Below are 20,601 nucleotides of genomic sequence, written 5' to 3'. Positions count from 1 at the left end.
TCATGACGTTACGAGACCTTCCGGAGCGCTGCAACGCGAACGCGGCTCTTATGGCGTTACCATCGGAGGCGTGACCACCCTCGTCCAGCCCCTGCGGCCGGAAGAACTCGTCGCTCTGGTGAACGACTGGGGCACCTCGCCCCGGCGTGTCGGCGCCCGGCCCGGCCCACCTCGGCCCACCTCGTCGTATCCACGGACGAGTCCGGCCGTCGCGACCGCGGTGGCCGATCGGATCCACGCCGTCTTCGCCGCCGCCGAGCCGGCCGACCAGGCCCGGCTGGTGACGGCCATGCTCGACGAGTCGTCGCCGCGTCCGCTGATGACCGTGACCGCCGGCCAGGTCGCGGCCGCCTGGTCGGTGCCGGCGCCCGGCCACCGTCTGCTCGCGGCGGCCGCGCTCGCCCTGCGCGAGCATCTCGCCGCGCAACCGCACCGGCTGGGGGTGTGCGCCGACCACCAGTGCGCCGACGTCTACGTCGACGCCTCCCCGGCCGGCCGGCGCCGATTCTGCTCGCTGACCTGCCAGAACCGCGCCCGCGTGGCCGCCTTCCGCGAGCGCCGCCGCGCCGGTGTCGACCCGGCGCTCACCGTCCCGGGCGATGAGCCGCGGATGCCGTGACCGGTCTCGTGTGACGAACTCGCCCGGTTGCCGCCGCAGGTTTGCGGGTAGTAGACCAGTCGTCTAGGGTTGGCGTCGTACACCGAACGGCGACGGAAGGGTCCTGTGATGAAGGTTCTGATCGTTCTGACCTCGCACGACGAGCTGGGCAGCACCGGCCGCAAGACCGGCTTCTGGCTGGAGGAGCTCGCGGCGCCGTATTACCGGCTCAAGCAGGCCGGCGCCACGATCACCCTCGCCTCGCCGAAGGGTGGGCGGCCGCCGCTGGATCCGAAGAGCAACGAGCCCGGCTCGCAGACCGATGACACCCGCCGGTTCGAGGCCGACGCGGAAGCCACGGCCGCGCTGGAGTCGACGCTGGTTCTGGGCACGGTCGACCCGGCCGACTACGACGCGGTGTTCTACCCGGGCGGGCACGGGCCGCTGTGGGACCTGGCCGAGGACGCCGACTCGATCAAGCTGATCGAGGACACGCTGGGGTCCGGCAAGCCGGTCGCGCTGGTCTGCCACGCGCCCGGTGTCCTGCGGCACGTCACCAACCCGGACGGGAGCCCGCTGGTGACGGGGCGTTCGGTGACCGGGTTCACCAACAGTGAGGAGGAGGGCGTCGGCCTGACCGAGGTCGTGCCGTTCCTCGTCGAGGACGAGTTGAAGGCCAAGGGCGGCGACTACTCCAAGGGCGCCGACTGGGGTTCCTATGTGGTGCGCGACGGCCTGCTGATCACCGGGCAGAACCCGGCGTCGTCCGCCGAGGCCGCTGACGCCCTGGTCGCCCTGCTCGGCGAGCGCGCCACCGCCTGATCGGCGGCAGCGGAACCGCCGCCTGACCGGGGGCGGTGCTACCGCCGTACGGCGAAGAATTGCTGTTTTTTATTCGGGGTTTGATCGGTTCAAAATGTGGACGCCGGCGGCGTAGCGGAGCAGGTCGGCGTCGCTCACGGTGAGGCCGCCGCCGACGGTGATGCGCAGCGTGGCGTTCCAGTCGGTGACGTCGACCGACAGGGTCACCTCGCCGGTCCGGTGGGTCAGCACCGCGTCGTACCCGTTGATCTTCTGGTTGACGCCGGTGAGCTGCTGCCGTTTGCGCAGCACGGTGCTGAACTCGCCGCCGCCGGGCGACCGGAAGATCATCCGGGATGCCGTGACGGTGTCGGCGGCCAGTCCGGCCGGGCTCAGATCAAGATCAAAAGGCGGCAGTACGGCGGTAGCGGCGCCCGTCAGCGAGTCGGCCAGCGCGACCACCTCGGCCGGCGTGTACGTGTCGTCGGTCGCGAGCCGGATCCACCGGCTCGACGATTCCTTCCAGTAGAGCGTGAGCTGCTTGGCCGGCGTCACGTCCACGGTCCGCAGGATGCCCGCGTGCCCGCGCACCTGCTTGACCGTCTCACTGGCCGAGCCGGTGAACGCCGGTTTCGTCGCCGACACGGTGACCGTCACGTCCGCATGGTGTTGCTGCTCGGTCGCCTCGAAGAACGCGCTCGGGTTACCGTCGGTCATCGACGCGACCGGCGCGCTCATGCCGTCCGTGGCCGGCAGCGTGTAGGGAAACGTCGGCGCCGTCCACCCCGAAACCAGCTTGACCGACGGCGGCGCCGACGAGGCGTGGGCCGGCGGCCGGCTGCTGACCGGGGAGGACGGTGACAGAGCCGGGCGCGAGGGTGTCACCGGTCGGGCCGACATCGAGGCGGCCGGCGGCGCGGTGTGCTGCGGCCGCCCGGTGAGCACGGTCAGAACCGGGATCCCGGCGGCCACCACGACCACGGCGGCGGCCACCGCGGTGAGCGTGACCAGCCGCCGCTTCCGGTATCGGCGGGACCGCCCGTGCACGTTGACCAGCAATCCGGCGTCGGAGGGGGCCTGCCCGGCGGCGTCGTGCATGGTCTCCGCGAGTATGCGGTTCAGCTCATCCATCGCCACGGACTCCTCTCTCGCTCATCACGGTGCGCATCTGGGCGAGGGCCCGGGCCGCCTGCGAGCGTACGGTCGACTTCCCGACGCCCAGCAGCGCGGCGATCTCCTCGTCCGGCAGGTCGCAGTAGAACCGCAGGACCAGCACGGCCCGCTGCGCCCGGGGCAGCCCGGCCAGAAGTTTCCACATCTGGTCGCGGGCCAGCACCCGGGGCTCGTCGTCGGTGACCGCGGGTTCGGGCACGTCGGCCAGGACCGCTTCGCGGTACGCGCGGCGCCGCCGCCAGGACAGGAACTGCCGCACGATCGCGGTGCGGACGTACGCCTCGGCGTTGTCCATCGCGGTGATCCGTTCCCAGCGGCGGTGCAGCCGGGCCAGGACCTCCTGGACCAGGTCCTCGGCCAGGTGCGCGTCGCCGGACAGCACGTACGCGAATCTGAGCAGCGCCCGCCCGCGGCCGTGCACGAACTCGTCGAAGTCGGTGGTCAGGTTCAGCACGCCTCATAGACGTACGACTTCGATCCCGGGGTGGTGACATCGACGTCACGCAGCACCACCGAGAGGCGGCTGCCGTAGGCGTTGCACGCCTTGGTGAAGCCGCTCTTCGAATATTCGATCACGATCACATTATTTCCGTACGAGGTGGTGTAGTCCCCGCACTCGTCGAAGTCGGCGCACTCCTCGGCGACCGCGAAGTCGAAGCCCACCTTCTTGGCGTTCGCGCTGCTCAGCTCGGCCGTGTTCTTCTGCCCGATCGCCAGGCCCTTGGCGTGGGCGCGGGTCGCCAGCGACGTCGCGTACGCGATCGCCTGCGCCTGGGTCAGCAGGCCCTTCGACCGGGAGTAGGAGTCCAGGTTGTCCGGCTCCACGGCCTGGAACCCCTTGGCCGCGCACTGGTCGATCCAGCCGCCCACGATCGTGGTCAGCGCGGCCCGCTTGGCCTCGGTCGAGAAGTCCAGCAGGATCTCGTCCCAGTCCTCGTCGATGACCAGTTTGCCGTTCGCGTCGTGCAGCAGCAGGTCGGCGTGGTTGGTCTTCCACCACGACTCGTCACCGGGCTGGGCCTGGAACGCGTTGACGTAGCAGACGTTGTAGAGCCCGGCGGCCGGGGTCGCCCCGCTGTCCCGGCTGACCACGGTGACGCCCGAAGGCGGGGTGTACGCGCCGCCGATCTGGTAGTCGAACTTCGCGTTGGCCGGCGGCGCGGTCCATGCCGCGGGCTTCGCGCTGGTCGTGGCCGTGGCCGTGGCCGTGGTCGGGGCGGCCGTGGGCGCGGATGTGACCGGGGAGGCCGATCGGGACGGCGTCGTGCTGGTGACGGTCGTCGCCGGGGTGGTCTTGACGAGCGTGGCCGTGGGCATGCTCGGGCGCGGCTTGCCGGCGCTGTGCCAGGGCCCGCGGGTGCCGGCGTTCGCGGTGCCGATGCCGACGCCGAGAGCGACGGCCGCGACGGCCGTCATGGCGATCCCCAGCTTGAGTTTCCTGCGGTTGACGGCCATTGATGTGACTCCTCGGTTGCCGGGGGAAGGTTCCTCCCTTTGAACGCGATGGGCCACCGCGGCTGCTGCTGCCGAAACGAAAAATCTTTCTGTTTCCTGATGGTCACCGGCGGTCATGATCATCGATGTAGACGACCGGTCTACTGAATGTTAGGGTTGCCGCCATGCCGGCCGCCCGCGAAGACACCCGTCACCGCATCCTCGACACCGCGCGGCGCATCGTCGCAACCAAGGGATATGCGGCCGTCGGCCTCAACGAGGTGCTCGGCGAGGCCCGCGTGCCGAAAGGCTCGTTCTACCACTTCTTCGAGTCGAAGGACGCCTTCGGGCAGGCGCTGCTCGACGAATACTTCGTCGAGTACCTGGCCGAGATGGACGCCTTCCTGAGCGAGCCCGGCCTCACCACGGCCCAGCGGCTGATGAACTACTGGGCGAGCTGGTACGACAACCAGAGCTACAACGACTGCCAGGGCAAATGCCTGGCGGTCAAACTCGGCGCCGAGGTCTCCGACCTGTCCGAACCCATGCGCCAATCCCTCGCGGCCGGCACCGGCGGCATCATCGACCGCCTGGAGTCCGCCATCGCCGCCGGGGTTGCGGAAGGCTCGGTCACGGTCGTCAACCCTCCCCGCGAGACGGCCCAGGTCCTGTACGACCTGTGGATGGGCGCCAGCGTCATGGCCAAGATCCGCCGAGATCGGCTCCACTTCGACACCGCAATGACCGCCACCCGGCAGATCCTTCACCTCGTCTGAGGCATCCGTCCTCGCGCCGGAGAGGGCTGTAACCGGGTCAAGTCATCGCATTTCTGGCAATCAACGAAATAAGTGCGATTACCTATGCGTCGGTCCGCGCTTGGGTGCACGGTCCGGAAAGTCTTTGTCGGTCAGATCGACAGCTATCGTTGCTCGGTTATGTTGGGAGAGTTGATGTCGGCGTCGGCTCCCTCGTCCTGACGGCCGTTCTCACGATCGCGAGATCCTGACCAGGAGAGACATGACAGCTGACCCTCTCACCGGTCCGCAGGACCAGGATCACGTAGTCCTGGACGACGACGTCATCGTTTCGGTCCACGGTTCGGTGCATCCCGCCGACCATCTGATCGGAGAGGTCGTCTACGTTCCGGACCCCGACGGTTCCCACTGCTTGTTCGGCCAGGGATATCGGAAGGCTTATCAACGGGACGGGCGGGGGATCGCGGAACAGAAGCGTGTCCGGATCCGGGATCGAACAGACTCGTACTTCGACCGTGCCCCCATATTCGACGGAAAGTCGATAGTTCACCGCGGGCGTGTCCGGCGGTACGTCCCCTGTGCCGACCTTTTCACGGACGAGTCGCCCGACAGCGGACAGAAAGAGGCCGCCCGCATCCTGTGGGAGTCGGCATGCCGGCTCCTCGGAATCACGGGGACCGGCCTCCAGGTGGCCCTGACCGGGTCGCTCAATCTAGACCCGCATCCGCGTCATGTCCGTGATCCCAACGACCTGGATCTGCTCTTCACCGGTTCGACGGCTGCTGTCGGACGGCTCGTGGTCGCGATGAGCGCCGCCGCACACGAACATCCCGAGATCCGCGTCCACGAGTACGGCAAGGGCTGGCAGATTCGGCTGCGCACCCACGAGGGCTTGCTCTGCTCCTTCTTCCGCTATGGCGACGACACCGAGACGCCACTCCGTGACGTCACGGACGTCCGGACCGTGCGGAACGACGTGGAGATATACGGGACGGTCGCCTCCGCCACCCACAACGTGTTCATGCCCATGATTCTCGAGGTGGATGTGGAAGTGACGAACGCGCCCGAGACCGTGCCCCGTGAAACGCGGCTCCCGATCCTCATCCATCACCTCCGATCCCGAGGTGACTTCTTCCAGGGCGACCGCGGCCGGTTTCGCGGCACGGTGGTCGAGGTCGCCGAGGGACCGACGGAGTACCTGGCTCTCTCCGTCGTGGACGGGAACAGCTCCGATCTCCTGACACCGCCCTGGCTGCCGTACTGAGGCGGTCGGCATGCTTGACCTGATTCCTCGCTCGGTCGCACGGGCGGCTTTGCGGACGGCGATACTTCGGAACTGGCCGCGCTATGGCGACGTCCGGATCACCGACGAACTCGTTCCGCTGGACCGGATGTCGACAATCATTCCGATGGCGTCGTCACGTCGCTTCCAGGAGGCGATCGCTCTTCTCCGGACCTACTTGTGGCACGGCGTGCAACCGTACCTGCCGGTTCGTCTGCCGGGCAGCCGTGAAATCGGCCGGGGTGCCGTTTTGCTCAGCCCCCTCGTCGAGGTCAACGGAAGCGAAATGATCCTGCTTGACGGGATGCACCGATGCCTCGCGGCTCGGCACGAGCGGATTCCGGCGGTCGCCGTCACGCTGATCCGTCCAGCCTTCACCCCCTCGCCGGCCGGTCCACGCCTCTCTCTCGGAGATGTGCTGCACAGCAAGCCGGAGGAGGAACCGCCGATCTTCTTCGAGGGCCGCCAACTGGCCGCGTTCCGCCCCGGGCGGCTCTTCGTGGAGTCCGCCGTGGATTTGATCAACAAAGCCTGATCTTCCGAAAGGTGCTGAATCGATGACCCGGACCGACGACGAGGCGTATCGGCAGTTCTTGAGCCTGGCGGAGGAGGCCGTGCGGGAACGGATCTCCGTCGTTCACGCGATGCTCCGAACGGGCTCGGTGGCCGGCACGTGGCATCCGAACGGATTTGCTGCGTTCGAGATCGAGCTTGTCGACGGGCTCGGCTTGATCCGTCTCCACATCTGGGCGCGCCATCTCCGGAGGAGCGTGCCCGGTCACCCCGAGATTCACAGCCACTCCTTTCCCCTGTATTCCCGTGTCCTCTACGGCACGTACCGCGAAAACCAGTACGAGGCGTCGGAGACCAGGGCAACCGCGGGGATGTGTGCCTACCGTGTGGTGCCCACGGGCCGTGGGGGTCCGGATGTCCTCCGGCCGAGCGAGAGCCGGTACACGGCGACGCCGATTCTGGCGGAGAACGCGGTGTTCCCGGCCGGCAGCTGGCACGACCTTCCGGCCGGCGTATTCCACTCCACGCTGATCCCGCCGGACGACTTCTGCGCGACAATCGCTGTGCTGGGCCGGCATCTGCCCGGGGTCACCGATGTCCTTCTCGGGGAAGCAGGCTTCGAGCAGCTTAATCGGAATCGGGCACGGCTGACGCCGGCGGAGCTGATCGAGATCCGTCGCCAGTTCGACGCCGAATCCCAGGCGTAGGAGGCGCCAGGACCTTGCCGAACGGCTGACCGCCTCCGTATCGCGGGCCAGGTGGTCAAACGGGGCAGCCTCAGGAAGCGGCGCGTCCGGTTTCCCCGCGTGTCCATATTCGGCGCGAGCCGCTGAATTCCTTCGACTCCAGCATGACCGGCTCTGCCGGGTGTACCCAGTCGCCACCGGGGAACAGCAACTTCTCGGACTGCTCGTCGAGACTGGTCACAGCGATGTGACGCACGCGGCTCTGCGCGGCATGCACTGCCAGCGCCTGCTCCAGGCGCACAGCCGTGACCACCGTTTCCCCGTCGAATCCCGGCACCGCCGAGAGCGCGCTGCCGACCCGGCCGTACCGGTAATTGCCGGCATGCACGGCCAGGCGTGTGCCGAGTTGGTAGTCGTCGGGCAGGCGCGCACTGATCTGCTCGATTCGGTCCTGAAACTTGCGCAGTTCGGCGCCCAGAGCGGACAGGGCCGACGCGTCGACGCGATTCAACGCGCAGACGAATCCGTCACCGGCATGCTGGATCTGCCGGGCGCCGATGGCGGCCAGAAGCTCGGCGAACCATTGCGCGAGTCGCGCTCGGAAGAAGTCGGCGAGTTCGCGACCGTTGGCGTCGAGACTGCTCATGTTCTCGGTGACGTAGCGGACCGTTCGTCCGTAGCCGCTGAGGTCGAGAACCAGGACGAGCCCGTGCTGATCGTGGAAGAAGTACTCCGAGCCGATCTCTATCGCCGAGGCCTTGAGCCGGTTGATCTCAGCCGGCGCGGACAGCACAGTGGCCAGGTTGGTCATCAGAGGTAGGCCGAGGAACATCCACACCGGCTTGCCGTCGTCAGCTTTTCCGCGGGTCACATAGCGGTCGAGGTCGTCGAGCGGTATGAAGACGAATCCTTTACGGCCGTCGGGGTCGGCCAGGTTGCTTTTGCTCGTCGACAGGTCGCTGTGCACCGAGAATCGCCGGATCTTGTATGCCTTCACCATGTGTGGATTGCGAGGTGAGCTTTTGATCTCGACGAAGGACTGCCGTTCCTCGATCGACGGGTTCTCGACGCCCATCTCGTACAGGAACTGCTCTATCAGCTCGGTGGGGTGTACGCCCTCCTCGACCTCAGCGAACCGGCTGCGCAGAATCCTCGGCGTGCCCGCGATGTCGTAGCGCTGCGGAACCGGGACGCCGATGAAGGGGGGTGCCCAGGCTCCTTCGAAGAGTGACTCGGGGTCGGCCGCGTCGGAGTAGTACGGCTGCTTGGCAATCAGGAAACGCCCGACCGGTGTTCTGACCACGATCTCCATGGTCAGAAGAATCCAGATCTGAACGGGGCGCGGGGTCAGCGGGTGATCATCGGGCAGATCGTCGAGGAGGTGGTATGCCACGTGAATCCCGGAGAGGTTGAGCTGGTCACCCTCGTGACCAGAAGCGGACTATTCCGGACTGAAGCAGGGCGGCGACGTTCTCTTCCAGGGCGATCCCGTCGAGCTGGTTGGCGCTGACTGCCTCTGCGGCCGCCGCGGTGTCCAGAGGGATCCGGCGCCGGGAATCGGCCGGGACGGCCAGCAACGACTCCGGGCACGGGTGGTAGGTGAAGATGTAGGCCGTCCATTTCTCCGCCGACTTCGAGAACTTGAGCGAGAAGTTGCGGTAAACGGGAGCCAGGCTCTCCAATTCGGGGAGATCGGTGAAGTACTCCCTGAGTTCGGCACGGGCCCCGTCCAGGTAGGCGGCGGCATTGGTGTCGATCAGGCCGCGCAATACCCCGGACAGGTCGGCGAAGGTCGCGGCACCGGCTGCGGCCTTCGCGTCATCGAGCCGGAGCCCGCCGTACGGGAACATGAGCGAGTTCCACGTCTCGGGGTGAATGTTCACTGCGGTGATGGCGGCGGACGGGTAGCCGACGAACGGGACCAGGATGTGACTCAGGGCGAACCGTTCCACCTGAATATCCGACGGTAAGGGAGTGGAAGCCTCGGTCTCGCTGGGATCGCCCAAGAAGTTCCAGGAGTACGAATCCGGCACAACGCTTCCCTTCGGGTTGTTCACCTTTTTGATCTTCGAACTCGTCGGTGTCGTTCGTGATCCTACTGGACATACCCCTAATGGCGCGCGACGCCGGGCAACACAGTGGACCAGCAGCCGATCTCAATTGATGCCTTGAACTGCGGTTCTACGCAGAGCTTCGACGGTTCGTGGCGAACTGTGGTCTCGCCCGTTCTGTTGTTCAGCGGGGGAGCCATTGCCGGCGTTCACTCGGGCTGGGGAGGATCCGCTGGGCCGGGGTTCCGCGCGGCTGGGTCGGCGGATGCGTCACCTTGTCTGAGGCATTCGCTCCGGCGTTTGACCGTCGAGAACGGGCTCCGCCGATCAGCGAGCGCGATCGACGGAGCCCGTGTCACCTGTTGGTCAGCGAGCGGAGCAGGACGCGGAGGACGGCCCCGTGCCGGTGCCCTGGAAGCCGAACTGGGTGTTCGCGCCGGCGGCCACCGATCCGTTGTAGTTGACGTTGGCGAAGTTCACCGTGCCGGTCGTGCCGCTGCCGGTCGTGCTCCACGAGTTGGTGACCGCGGAGCCGGAGGGCAGCGTGGTGGTGACGGTCCAGCCGTTGATCGCGGACGAGCCGGCCGTGACGGTGACCGTGGCGACGTAGCCGCCGGTCCACGAGTTCAGCGAGATGGATGCGGTGCAACCGCCCGGGACCGGCGACTGCGACGGCGGCGGGGAGGACGGCGGGGGAGAAGACGGGGGCGGGGAGGACGGCGGCGGGGAGGACGGGGGCGGGGAGGACGGCGGGACGGTGGTGCCGTCCAGGCCGAAGAAGCTGATCGCCATCTTGGCCTGCCCGGTCAGCGGCAACGAGTGGCCCACGCCGGCGATGCTGATGGCCTGGACCGGCGGCTGGGCCGAGGTGTTGCCGTACCAGGTGCGGGTCCAGCCGGACTGCGGCGTGTCCGTCTTGACCGCGGTCTGGCTGACGCCCAGTACGTTGGTCCACTGCTTGATCTCTTCGCCGAAGTTGTTGTAGTTCAGGGTGGTGTCCGTGCTGCCGTGCCAGAGCTGCATGCGCGGGCGCGGCCCGGAGTAGCCCGGGTACGAGTTGCGGACCTCGTCGCCCCACTGGGCCGGGGTCTTGCTGACCTGGCCGTTCGCGCAGGCGCTGTTCCAGCCGGCCTGCTGGCTGGGGTCGGCCGGGTTGCCGGCGGTCGCCCGGAAGCAGGTGTCCGGAACGCCCATGAATGCGGCACCGCCGGCGAACACGTCCGGGTAGTCGGCGAGCAGGACGTTGGTCATCATGGCGCCGGACGAGGCGCCGGTGACGAACGTCCGTGCGGTGTCGGTGCTGTACCGCTGCTGCACGTACTTGACCATCGAGGTGATGCCGACCGGGTCGCTGTTGCCGTTGTGGGTCAGCGCGCCGGTCGACGAGACGTCCCAGCAGTTGCCGGTGCGCACCGTCGACGGGTAGATGACGATGAAGCCGTACTGGTCGGCGAGCGACTTGAACTCGGTGCCGGAGTAGAACGCCGGGCCGGAGCCGGTGCAGTAGTGCACGGCCACCAGCACGGCCGGCTTGGTGGGAAGGCGGTCCGGCACGTAGAGGTACATGCGGATGCCGGTCGGGTTGGTGCCGAAGCCGGTGACCTCGGTCAGCGCCGCCGCGGAGGCCGGTGACGCCGGGAGCGTGGTGGTGACCACCAGGCCGGCGAGGACTGCGGCGGCCAGGGCGAGCAGTTTGCGCCAGTGTTCTCTCATGGACGGTCCTTTCGGGACGAGGCCGCGTCCGAGTGCGGGGATGGGGGGAGCGGCGGGCGTGACCCGGAACGACCGGAACATTACAAGCGCGTTTCGGCAATTACAACGATGAATATTTGCTGCTCACGTCAAATGCGGCCCCGTCCTCGGCATCTACCTGCGCTGATGTCATGGCGATCGGTGTCGGGGCTTCCGGAAGTTTCGGAACTTCACTCCGAAAAATGAGCCTCAGTTTCGGTGCCGCCTCCGGAGACTCTGCGTTTGAGCAGCCGTCCGGTGGTTAATCCCACTGACGACCGCGGAGCGCGCGGCCGCCGGTGAGGAGGCACGGTGGGGATCAAGACGTTGATCCAGGGCTGGCCGGTCTATCGCCAGCTGACCGGGGATGATCCGCTGGGCCGGGGCGCAGCCGCCAAGTCGGAGGCCTCCGCGCGGCTGAGTTCACGGACCGGTACGGCCGATCGGGTGGTCAAGTCGGTGTGCCCGTACTGCGCGGTCGGCTGCGGGCAGAACATCTACGTCAAGGGCGACGAGGTCGTGCAGATCGAGGGCGACCCCGACTCGCCGGTCAGCCGTGGGCGGCTGTGTCCCAAGGGTTCGGCGACGCTGCAGCTGACCACCGGACCGCGCGAGCGCCAGGTGCTGTACCGGCGCCCGTACGGCAAGGATTGGGAAGTTCTGGATCTTGAGACGGCGATGGAGATGGTCGCCGAGCGGGTGCTCCGGACGCGGGCCGACACCTGGGAGTGGTCGGCCGACGGCAAGCGCACCCGGCGCACGCTGGGCATTGCCAGCCTCGGCGGCGCCACCCTCGACAACGAGGAGAACTACCTGATCAAGAAGCTGTTCGTGGCGCTCGGGATCGTCCAGGTGGAGAACCAGGCGCGGGTCTGCCACAGCTCGACGGTGGCCGGGCTGGGCACGTCGTTCGGGCGCGGCGGGGGCACCACCTACCTGATGGATCTGCAGCACAGCGACTGCATCCTGATCGAGGGCTCGAACTTCGCCGAGGCCCACCCGGTCGGTTTCCAGTGGGTGATGGAGGCCAAGGCGCGCGGTGCCACGGTGATCCACGTCGATCCGCGGTTCAGCCGGACCAGCGCGCTGGCCGACGTCTACGTGCCGATCCGGGCCGGCACCGACATCGCCTGGCTCGGCGCGATCATCAAGCACGTTCTCGACGAGGAGAGGTTCTTCCGCGAGTACGTGGTGAACTATACGAACGCGGCCACGATCGTCGGCGACGACTTCGAGGACACCGAGGATCTGGACGGCGTGTTCTCCGGGCTCGACGAGAGTTCGCGCAGCTACGACCCGTACTCCTGGAGCTATGACGGCGTGCAGGTCGGCGCCGCGTCCGGCAACCGGTCGATCCCGAGCGTGGGCCGTTCCGGTCACGGCGAGTCGCACGGCGCCGGCGGGGCTCCGGTGCACGGCGAGCCGAAACGCGACGAGACGCTGCAGCATCCGCGCTGCGTCTTCCAGATCCTGAAACGCCATTACAGCCGTTACACCGAGGAGATGGTCGAACAGATCTGCGGGGTCCCGCGCGAGCAGTTCCGCAAGGTCTGCGATCTGCTCACGGCCAATTCCGGAAAAGACAGAACCACTGCTTTCGCGTACGCGGTGGGCTGGACCCAGCACACGGTCGGCACCCAGTACATCCGTACCGCGTCGATTCTTCAGTTGTTGCTCGGCAACATCGGTCGTCCCGGTGGGGGCATCCTGGCGCTGCGCGGACACGCCAGCATCCAGGGCTCCAGTGACATCCCGACGCTGTTCGACCTGTTGCCCGGTTACATTCCGATGCCGCACGCCGAACGGCACGAGGACCTGAACACCTTCATCGAGGAGGACGCCGCCTCCAAGGGCTATTGGGCCAACATGCGGGCGTACGTGGTGAGCCTGCTCAAGGCCTATTGGGGTTCCAGCGCGACGGCGGAGAACGACTTCCACTTCGACTATCTGCCCCGGATCACCGGTTCGCACAGCACCTACGAAACTGTTCTGGCCCAGTTGGACGGCCTGTGCCGGGGCTATTTCCTGGTGGGGGAGAACCCGGCGGTCGGCTCGGCCAACGGCAAGATGCAGCGCCGGGCCATGGCGAACCTGGACTGGTTGGTGGTCCGCGACTTCCAGCTGATCGAGAGCGCGACCTGGTGGAAGGACGGCCCGGAGGTCAAGACCGGCGAGATGAGCACCGAGGAGATCAAGACCGAGGTGTTCTTCTTCCCGGCCGCCGCGCACACCGAGAAGTCGGGCAGTTTCACCAACACCAACCGGATGCTGCAGTGGCATCACGAGGCGATTCCGCCGGCCGGTGACCGGCGCAGTGACCTGTGGTTCTTCTACCACCTGGGCCGGATGCTGCGCGACCGGCTGGCCGCCTCGACCGACCCGCGCGACCGCCCGCTGCTGGACCTGACCTGGGACTATCCGACCTCCGGGCCGCACGACGAGCCGTCGGCCGAGGCGGTGCTGGCCGAGATCAACGGCTGGGACGCCGACGGCGGCCCGCTCTCGACCTACGAGCAGCTCAAGGACGACGGGTCGACCGCGTGCGGCTGTTGGATCTACTGCGGTGTCTACCAGGACGCGGTCAACCAGTCGGCCCGCCGCAAACCGTGGCGCGAGCAGAGCTGGACCGGCTCCGAGTGGGGCTGGGCGTGGCCGCTCAACCGGCGCACCCTCTACAGCCGCGCCTCGGCCGACCTCGACGGCAAGCCGTGGAGTGAGCGCAAGGCCCTGGTCTGGTGGGACCCTGACCAGGGGAAATGGGCCGGACACGACGTCGCCGACTTCCCGGCCACCAAAGCGCCCGACTACCGGCCGCCCGAGGACGCGAAGGGCGTCGAGGCGATCTCCGGGATCGACCCGTTCATCATGCAGTCGGACGGCAAAGGCTGGCTCTACGCTCCGGCCGGGCTCACCGACGGGCCGATGCCCACGCACTACGAGCCGGAGGAGTCGCCGGTGCCGAATCTGCTCTACCCCGAGCACCCGGCCAGTCCGGTGCGCGAGCTCAACACCCGCGCTCCCGACAACCTCTATGCACCCAACAACAGCAAGACTTATCCGTACGTGGTGACCACCTACCGCCTGACCGAGCACTTCACCGCGGGCGGGATGACGCGATGGCTGCCCTACCTGGCCGAGCTGCAACCGGAGTTCTTCTGCGAGGTCTCGCCCGAGCTGGCCCGCGAGCGCGGACTCGAACATCTGGGCTGGGCGACGATCGTCAGCGCCCGCAACGCCATCGAGGCCCGGGTGCTGGTGACCGAGCGGATGACCCCACTGACTCTGCAGGGCCGCACGATCCACCAGATCGGGATGCCGTACCACTGGGGGCCGAACGGGTTGACCACCGGCGACTCGGTCAACGACCTGTCGGCCATGGCCCTGGACGCCAACACCCACATCCAGGAGGTCAAGGCGTGGACGGCCGACATCCGGCCCGGCCGCCGGCCGCGCGGACCGGCCCTGCCCGCGTTCGTGGCCGGTTACCGGCGCCGCGCCGGCGTCACCGAGCACACCGGACAGGAGATCTGAGATGGCCGAGCAGCTGATCTCCGGGGCGAAACTGCCGGTCTTCAACGCCACCGCCGACCCGGCCACCGACGTCGGATACACCGACCACCCGCCGCGGATGGGGTTCTTCACCGACACCTCGGTCTGCATCGGCTGCAAGGCGTGCGAGGTGGCCTGCAAGACCTGGAACGACGTGCCCGAGGACGGGCTGAACCTGACCGGCATGTCGTTCGACAACAGTGTCGGGCTCAGCGCTGACACGTGGCGGCACGTCGCCTTCATCGAGCAGTCCAAGCCGGTCGAGGACGGCGCCGGGGTCAAGTGGCTGATGTCCTCCGACGTCTGCAAGCACTGCACGCACGCGGCCTGCCTGGACGTCTGCCCGACCGGCGCGCTGTTCCGCACCGAGTTCGGCACGGTCGTGGTGCAGCAGGACATCTGCAACGGCTGCGGTTACTGCGTGCCGGCCTGCCCGTACGGAGTCATCGACCAGCGCCCGGGCGACGGCCGCGCCTTCAAGTGCACGATGTGCTACGACCGGCTCGGCAACGGGCAGGAACCGGCCTGCGCCAAGGCCTGCCCGACCGAGTCGATCCAGTTCGGCCCCCTCGACGAGCTGCGGGAACGCGCCGCCCAGCGGGTCGAGACGCTGCACCAGCGCGGCGTCGAGGAGGCCCGGTTGTACGGGGCCGACCCGGATGACGGGGTCGGCGGGGACGGCGCGTTCTTCCTGCTGCTCGACGAGCCGGAGACGTACGGGCTGCCGCCGGACCCGGTCGTCACCACCACCGACCTGCCCAGGATGTGGAAGCGGGCCGGGCTGGCCGCGCTCACCCTGCTGGCCGGCGCGGCGGTCAGCTTCCTCGGCCGGAGGCCCTGATGAGCCGCGAACGTTCCTCGTTCGGAGGTCATGATGAGCCGTAAACGCGAACGCATGATGGTGCCGCGGGCCGAGTTCACGTCCTACTACGGGCGGCCGATCCTGAACCCGCCGCGCTGGGGTGCGCTCGACATCGCCGGCTACCTGTTCTTGGGCGGGCTGGCCGGGGCGTCGTCGGTGCTGGCGGCCGGCGCCGAACTGACCGGCCGCCCGGCGCTGGCCCGGGCGGGCAAGGTGGCCGCGCTGGCGGCGATCGGCGGCTCGACGGCCGCACTCGTCCACGACCTGGGCCGGCCGGAACGGTTCGCCAACATGCTGCGGGTGTTCAAGCCGACCTCGCCGATGAGTGTGGGCTCGTGGATCCTGGCCACCTACGGACCCCTGGCCGGGGTCGCGGCGGCCACGTCGGTGACCGGACTGTTCCCGGGGATCGGGAAGGCGGCCACCGCGGGGGCGGCGCTGACCGGGCCGGCCGTGGCCGCGTACACCGGAGTGCTGCTGGCCGACACCGCGGTGCCGGCCTGGCACGGCGCCCACGGGGAGCTGCCCTTCACCTTCGTCGGGTCGGCGGCGGCCGCGGCCGGTGGACTCGGGATGATCGCCGCGCCGACCGCGCAGGCCGGACCGGCTCGCCGGCTGGCGTTGCTCGGTGCCGCCCTGGAGACGGCGTCGTCGGCGGTGTCGGAGAAGCGTATGGGCATGGTCGCGGAGACGTATCGCAGCGGTAAGGCCGGGCGGCTGATGACGGCCTCGCGGGTGCTGACCATCGGCGGGGCCGTGGGCGGGGCGCTGTTCGGGCGGCGCAGTCGCGTGGCCGCGGTGGCGTCCGGGCTGGCACTGCTGGCCGGGTCGGCCTGCACCCGCTTCGGCATCTTCGAGGCGGGAGTTGCGTCGGCGAAGGACCCGAAGTACACGGTGGTTCCGCAACGGGAACGGCTGGCCGCCCGTACGTAATCGGCGGTCGGCCTTGGATTGTGGTTTTTCGGGCTCTCCCCGACGGTTCAGTCGGGGAGAGCCCGAAAGGTCAGGAACCGGGGCGCAGCAGGACCTTGGTCCAGCCGGCTTCGCGCTGGTCGAACTTGGCGTAGCCGTCGGCCGCGTCGGTCAACGGCAGCTCGTGCGAGACCAGGAACGACGGCTGGGCCCGGCCGGTGATGATCAGGTCCCGCAGGTGGCGGTTGTAGCGCATCACCGGGCACTGGCCGGTGCCCATCCGCTGGGCCTTGGTGAAGAACGTGCCGTAGTCGAACGCGATCCGGCCGTTCTTCGCCTGCTCGGTCGGCGCGCCCGGGTCCTGCGGCACGTAGACGCCGACCACGCCGATGCCGCCGGTGGAACGGACCACCTTGACCAGGTTGTCCAGCACCAGTTCCGGGTGCTCCTCACCGGACGGATCGTGCGCCTGGTAGCCGACCGCCTCGACGCCGCAGTCGGTGCCGCGGCCGCCGGTGGCGTCCAGGATCTGCTCGACCGGGTCACCCTTGGAGAAGTCCACCGGGGTCGCACCGATCTTGCCGGCCAGGTCGAGCCGGTCACGTTCCTTGTCGACGACGTACACCTCGGAGGCGCCGCGGATCATGGCGCTGTGCGCGGCGAGCAGGCCCACCGGCCCGGCGCCGAACACCGCGACCCGGTCCCCGGGCTGCATGCCGGCCAGCTCGGTGCCGTGCCAGCCGGTCGGGAAGATGTCCGACAGCATGGTGAAGTCGTTCTCGTGCTCGGTGCCGGCGGGCAGTTCGAGCAGGTTGAAGTCGGCGAACGGCACACGCAGGAACTCGGCCTGCCCGCCGTCGTAGGGGCCCATGTTCGCGTAGCCGTAGGCGGCGCCGTCGACCCCGTCGATCGGATTGGTCCGCAGGCAGTAGCTGGTCCAGCCGCCCACGCAGTTGCGACAGGTGCCGCAGGCGATGTTGAACGGCACCGACACCCGGTCGCCGACCTTGATCCGGCCGACCGCGTCACCGACCCGCTCGACGATGCCCATGTTCTCGTGCCCGAGGACCTTGCCCTGCTCGACCGAGGTGCGACCCTCGTACATGTGCAGGTCGGAACCGCAGATGTTGGTCGTGGTGATCCGCACGATCGCGTCGGTCGGCGCCTGGATCATCGGCTTCGGGACCTCGGCGACGCTCACCTCGCGCGGACCTCGGTACACCACCGCTTTCATCGTTTCGCTCTTGGTCATGGTCGCCGGATACCCGAGGCACCCTTTGCCATGCGACATGAGCAACCGCCATTTGTACGTAGTTTGATAGCCGTTCGGGTGGTTTTCGGCTGCGAACGGCCGGGCATCTACGGCGCAGATCTTGACGTGGTGGTTGATTACGAGGAGTTCCGCATGACTGTCATTGCTGACACTGCTGTCCTTGACGATGCTGCGACCAGCACCGACCAGGCCAGTGAGTTGATCGCGGCGATGGCGGCCCTCCCCGCCGGCCACCCCTCCCGGCCCGGGCTGCGCGACCGCGCGATCGAGGCGTGGCTGCCCCTGGCCGGGCACCTGTCGCGCCGCTACGCCAACCGCGGTGAGCCGCGCGACGACCTGTACCAGGTCGCGGTGGTCGGGCTGATCAAGGCGGTCGACCGGTTCGAGGCCGACCGTGGCGTCGACTTCGCCGGCTTCGCCATCCCGACCATCGTCGGCGAGCTCAAGCGGCACTTCCGGGACAAGACCTGGAGCGTACGGGTTCCCCGCCGGCTCCAGGAGCTGCGGCTGGCCATCACCGGGGCCAACAACGCGCTGAGCCACACGCTGGGCCGCGCCCCGACCGTCGCCGATATCGCCAAGCACCTGGAGATCAGCGAGGACGAGGTCATCGAGGGCCTGGAAGGCGCCCGCGCCTACAACTCGACGAGCCTGTCCACGCCGATCAGCGAAGGCGGCACCGAACTGGGGGAGACCCTGGGCGGCGAGGACACCGCGTTCGCCGAGGCCGAAGCCCGCATCGCACTCGGCCCGGCCATGTCCAAGCTCGACGAGCGCGAGCAGCGGATCGTCACCCTGCGCTTCTACGGCAACCTGACCCAGCAGCAGATCGCCGAGCAGATCGGCGTCTCCCAGATGCACGTGTCCCGCCTGCTCACCAAGGCCCTCACCAAGCTGCGCCGCCACCTGGACACCATCGACGCCTGATCGATCCGGCCTTCGGCGTTTGCGGGAGCGTCCGCTGGGCATGAAGGACTGGTTCGACAACGACGCCACCGCCGTGCAGCAGATCGCGGCCGGTGGCGGGCCGTCCAGAATTCGCGGCCTCGCTCGTCCGCCGATCACGTCCACCCGCCGGCTTCGGCCGCGTCGAGGACCGTGTCGGCCTCCGTTCGAGGAGGCACACCCTGGGCACAGGGACTTTCCGGCCGAGGCCCGACCGGCGATCGACCACATCGCCATCGGAGCGCACTCATCACGAACATCATCAGCCAGGGCCGGGTACGGACCGGGGACAGTTCCATCGCCTACAGCACAGCCGGTAGCGGCGAACCGCTACTGCTCGTCCACGGACTCGGCGGCAGCCGCCGCACCTGGGATCACGTCATCGAGGATCTCGCCGCCACGCACACCGTGATCGCGCCCGACCTGCCCGGCCACGGCGAATCCGACCCGCCGGCCGGTGACTACTCTCTCGGGGCGCTCGCCGCCGCACTGCGCGACCTTCTCGTCGTGCTCGGGCACCCCGCGGCGACCGTCATCGGGCACAGCCTCGGCGGCGGCGTGGCCCTGCAGTTCGCCTACCAGTTCCCCGAGCGCGTCGAGAGGCTGGTGCTGATCAGCAGCGGCGGCCTCGGCCCGCAGCTCACCCCGATGTTGCGCGCGGCCACCCTGCCCGGCGCCGAAACTGTCGTGGCGGGACTGGCCCTGCTGCCGGAACCGCTCACCCGGCGAGCGTTGTCACTGGCCGCCGCGGTCACGCCCCGGCTGCTGGCCAGGCCGGATGCGCGGCCGCTGGCCGAAGGGCTGCGCCGGCTCACCCATCGCGGACAGCGCCGCACCTTCATCCGTACGGCCAGGACCGTGATCGACTGGCGTGGGCAGACCGTCAGTGCCGTCCGGCACCTGCGGCAACTCGCCGGCCTGCCGGTGCTGCTCGTGTGGGGTAGCAACGACCGGACCATCCCGCCGGCGCACCACCGGGCCGCCGCCGCCCTGCTGACCGAGCCGCAGGAACTCGAGATCGACGGTGCCGGGCACTACCCGCACGAGACCCACACCGACCGGCTGCTTCCCGTCCTGCATCGCTTCCTCGACACGACGACACCATTCCGGTACGCCGAAGCCGACTGGCGTGACATGCTCGCGCACCGGTGATCCGGTCATGAATCCCACCTCCAACACGCCGCGTGACCTGCGCGTCCGGCGCCCGGGACGCCTCGGCCCCCGGGATCGTCAAGCGGCGCTGGCCGCGCCCGGTGACGCCGACGGCTTCGTCAGCGATCGGATCCGTTGCGGGGAACTTCACCTGCACGTACGCCGGCGAGCGGGCGACCCGGCGGCGACACCGTGGGTGTTGCTGCACGGGCTCGCGGTATCCCACCGCTACCTCATGCCCACCGCACGCCGTCTCGGGCCGGGCTCGGTGTACGTGCCCGACCTGGCGGGCTTCGGGCTCTCCGGCAAACCGGTCGCCGTGCTGGACGTCGCCGAACACGCCCGGACCGTCGCCGGGCTGATGGACACGCTCGGTCTCAGCCGTGCCGCGCTGCTCGGCAACTCCTTCGGCTGCCAGGTCGCCGTCGAGCTGGCCGTGCGCCGCCCGGACCTGGTCGGCGTGCTCGTCCTGGTCGGACCGACCACCGACCCGGCGGCCGCCTCCGCGTGGGGACAGACCCGGCGGCTGCTGCGGGACCTGGTCCACGAGGACGTGCGGCAGGCGCCGATCCTGGCCCGCGACATCCGGGAAGCCGGTGTGCGCCGCATCCGGCGGACGCTGCGCCATGCGGTCGCCGATGACATCTACGGCAAACTCGCGGCGGTCCACGTGCCGGCCCTGCTGGTCCGGGGCGGCCGGGACGCGATCGCGCCGCGGTCGTGGCTCGAGCGGATGGGCACCCGCCTGGACCGGGTAGCGGTGGTGACCATCGACGGCGCCGCCCACAACGCGGTCACCACGGCCGGCGTCGAGACCGCCGCGGTGGCGCGCAGGTTCGCCGGGACCGAAGCCGTCACGGGGGCCTGATCCTTCCAACTGCCGG

Annotated in this window: 19 protein-coding genes; 12 read left to right on the top strand and 7 right to left on the bottom strand. The window is 68.7% G+C overall.

All coding sequences use genetic code 11. The features are described from left to right. Window positions 1–70 precede the first annotated feature (70 nt). Both ACSHV8_RS22890 and ACSHV8_RS22885 read left to right on the top strand, forming a co-directional pair. Window positions 71–619, top strand: a complete 549-nt coding sequence (locus tag ACSHV8_RS22890) for a CGNR zinc finger domain-containing protein (protein WP_436535793.1) — start codon at window positions 71–73, stop codon at window positions 617–619. Between the two features lie 108 nt (window positions 620–727). Further along, window positions 728–1,420 carry a type 1 glutamine amidotransferase domain-containing protein gene (locus ACSHV8_RS22885; protein ID WP_436535792.1) on the top strand — a complete coding sequence of 231 codons (693 nt, stop codon included), beginning with the start codon at window positions 728–730 and terminating at the stop codon, window positions 1,418–1,420. 69 nt (window positions 1,421–1,489) lie between these two features. Here ACSHV8_RS22885 and ACSHV8_RS22880 read toward each other — a convergent pair whose 3' ends face one another. The 3 genes from ACSHV8_RS22880 to ACSHV8_RS22870 are packed head-to-tail and all read right to left on the bottom strand — an operon-like array spanning window position 1,490 to window position 3,889. Next, complete coding sequence (locus ACSHV8_RS22880) at window positions 1,490–2,530, bottom strand: hypothetical protein (RefSeq protein ID WP_436535791.1); 1,041 nt, start codon at window positions 2,528–2,530, stop codon at window positions 1,490–1,492. Beyond that, complete coding sequence (locus ACSHV8_RS22875; protein WP_436535790.1) at window positions 2,523–3,026, bottom strand: SigE family RNA polymerase sigma factor; 504 nt, start codon at window positions 3,024–3,026, stop codon at window positions 2,523–2,525. Before ACSHV8_RS22875 ends, ACSHV8_RS22880 begins: the two co-directional genes overlap by 8 nt. After that, on the bottom strand, window positions 3,020–3,889 hold the full coding sequence (locus ACSHV8_RS22870) for an endo alpha-1,4 polygalactosaminidase (RefSeq protein ID WP_436536875.1): 870 nt from the start codon (window positions 3,887–3,889) through the stop codon (window positions 3,020–3,022). Before ACSHV8_RS22870 ends, ACSHV8_RS22875 begins: the two co-directional genes overlap by 7 nt. A 302-nt stretch (window positions 3,890–4,191) precedes the next feature. Between ACSHV8_RS22870 and ACSHV8_RS22865 the strand changes: the two genes are divergently transcribed. The 4 genes from ACSHV8_RS22865 (at window position 4,192) to ACSHV8_RS22850 (ending at window position 7,263) form a co-directional block, all read left to right on the top strand. Continuing rightward, window positions 4,192–4,782, top strand: coding sequence for a TetR/AcrR family transcriptional regulator (locus tag ACSHV8_RS22865; RefSeq protein ID WP_436535789.1), 591 nt, complete (start codon window positions 4,192–4,194; stop codon window positions 4,780–4,782). 241 nt (window positions 4,783–5,023) lie between these two features. Further along, window positions 5,024–6,025 (top strand): hypothetical protein, encoded by a 1,002-nt coding sequence (locus tag ACSHV8_RS22860; RefSeq protein ID WP_436535788.1) that lies wholly within the window; start codon window positions 5,024–5,026, stop codon window positions 6,023–6,025. Window positions 6,026–6,035: 10 nt separating this feature from the next. Beyond that, window positions 6,036–6,578 carry a hypothetical protein gene (locus tag ACSHV8_RS22855; protein ID WP_436535787.1) on the top strand — a complete coding sequence of 181 codons (543 nt, stop codon included), beginning with the start codon at window positions 6,036–6,038 and terminating at the stop codon, window positions 6,576–6,578. 22 nt (window positions 6,579–6,600) lie between these two features. After that, on the top strand, window positions 6,601–7,263 hold the full coding sequence (locus ACSHV8_RS22850) for a hypothetical protein (RefSeq protein ID WP_436535786.1): 663 nt from the start codon (window positions 6,601–6,603) through the stop codon (window positions 7,261–7,263). A 70-nt stretch (window positions 7,264–7,333) separates the two neighbouring features. Here the strand turns inward: ACSHV8_RS22850 and ACSHV8_RS22845 are convergent, their stop codons facing one another. The 3 genes from ACSHV8_RS22845 to ACSHV8_RS22835 all read right to left on the bottom strand — a co-directional run bounded on the left by ACSHV8_RS22845 (window position 7,334) and on the right by ACSHV8_RS22835 (window position 11,006). After that, a complete protein-coding gene (locus ACSHV8_RS22845) occupies window positions 7,334–8,635 on the bottom strand; it encodes a hypothetical protein (RefSeq protein ID WP_436535785.1) in 1,302 nt (433 codons plus the stop codon). Between the two features lie 25 nt (window positions 8,636–8,660). After that, complete coding sequence (locus ACSHV8_RS22840) at window positions 8,661–9,194, bottom strand: hypothetical protein (protein WP_436535784.1); 534 nt, start codon at window positions 9,192–9,194, stop codon at window positions 8,661–8,663. Window positions 9,195–9,659: 465 nt separating this feature from the next. Beyond that, window positions 9,660–11,006, bottom strand: a complete 1,347-nt coding sequence (locus tag ACSHV8_RS22835; protein ID WP_436535783.1) for an extracellular catalytic domain type 1 short-chain-length polyhydroxyalkanoate depolymerase — start codon at window positions 11,004–11,006, stop codon at window positions 9,660–9,662. Window positions 11,007–11,336: 330 nt separating this feature from the next. On the opposite strand from ACSHV8_RS22835, the gene fdh reads away from it, so the two are divergent. The 3 genes from fdh to nrfD are packed head-to-tail and all read left to right on the top strand — an operon-like array spanning window position 11,337 to window position 16,368. After that, entirely contained in the window at window positions 11,337–14,555 is a 3,219-nt protein-coding gene (gene fdh, locus ACSHV8_RS22830; RefSeq protein ID WP_436535782.1) for a formate dehydrogenase, read from the top strand. Between the two features lies 1 nt (window position 14,556). Further along, window positions 14,557–15,414 (top strand): 4Fe-4S dicluster domain-containing protein, encoded by an 858-nt coding sequence (locus ACSHV8_RS22825; protein ID WP_436535781.1) that lies wholly within the window; start codon window positions 14,557–14,559, stop codon window positions 15,412–15,414. A 33-nt stretch (window positions 15,415–15,447) separates the two neighbouring features. Then, window positions 15,448–16,368: an NrfD/PsrC family molybdoenzyme membrane anchor subunit gene (gene nrfD / locus ACSHV8_RS22820; RefSeq protein WP_436535780.1), complete on the top strand. Its 921-nt coding sequence runs from the start codon at window positions 15,448–15,450 to the stop codon at window positions 16,366–16,368. 70 nt (window positions 16,369–16,438) lie between these two features. Here the strand turns inward: nrfD and ACSHV8_RS22815 are convergent, their stop codons facing one another. Continuing rightward, the gene (locus ACSHV8_RS22815) at window positions 16,439–17,581 is read right to left on the bottom strand and encodes a glutathione-independent formaldehyde dehydrogenase (RefSeq protein ID WP_436536873.1); all 1,143 of its coding nucleotides are present in this window, start codon (window positions 17,579–17,581) and stop codon (window positions 16,439–16,441) included. Window positions 17,582–17,752: 171 nt separating this feature from the next. Between ACSHV8_RS22815 and ACSHV8_RS22810 the strand changes: the two genes are divergently transcribed. From ACSHV8_RS22810 to ACSHV8_RS22800, 3 genes are all read left to right on the top strand, one after another. Further along, complete coding sequence (locus ACSHV8_RS22810) at window positions 17,753–18,547, top strand: RNA polymerase sigma factor SigF (RefSeq protein WP_436535779.1); 795 nt, start codon at window positions 17,753–17,755, stop codon at window positions 18,545–18,547. A gap of 171 nt (window positions 18,548–18,718) precedes the next feature. Further along, complete coding sequence (locus ACSHV8_RS22805; protein ID WP_436535778.1) at window positions 18,719–19,717, top strand: alpha/beta fold hydrolase; 999 nt, start codon at window positions 18,719–18,721, stop codon at window positions 19,715–19,717. Window positions 19,718–19,724: 7 nt separating this feature from the next. After that, complete coding sequence (locus ACSHV8_RS22800) at window positions 19,725–20,585, top strand: alpha/beta fold hydrolase (protein WP_436535777.1); 861 nt, start codon at window positions 19,725–19,727, stop codon at window positions 20,583–20,585. Window positions 20,586–20,601 lie beyond the last annotated feature (16 nt).

It is taken from the genome of Actinoplanes sp. HUAS TT8 (genome assembly GCF_051380535.1).
Classification (GTDB): Bacteria; Actinomycetota; Actinomycetes; order Mycobacteriales; family Micromonosporaceae; genus Actinoplanes.
This window is presented reverse-complemented; position numbering and strand designations above follow the sequence as displayed.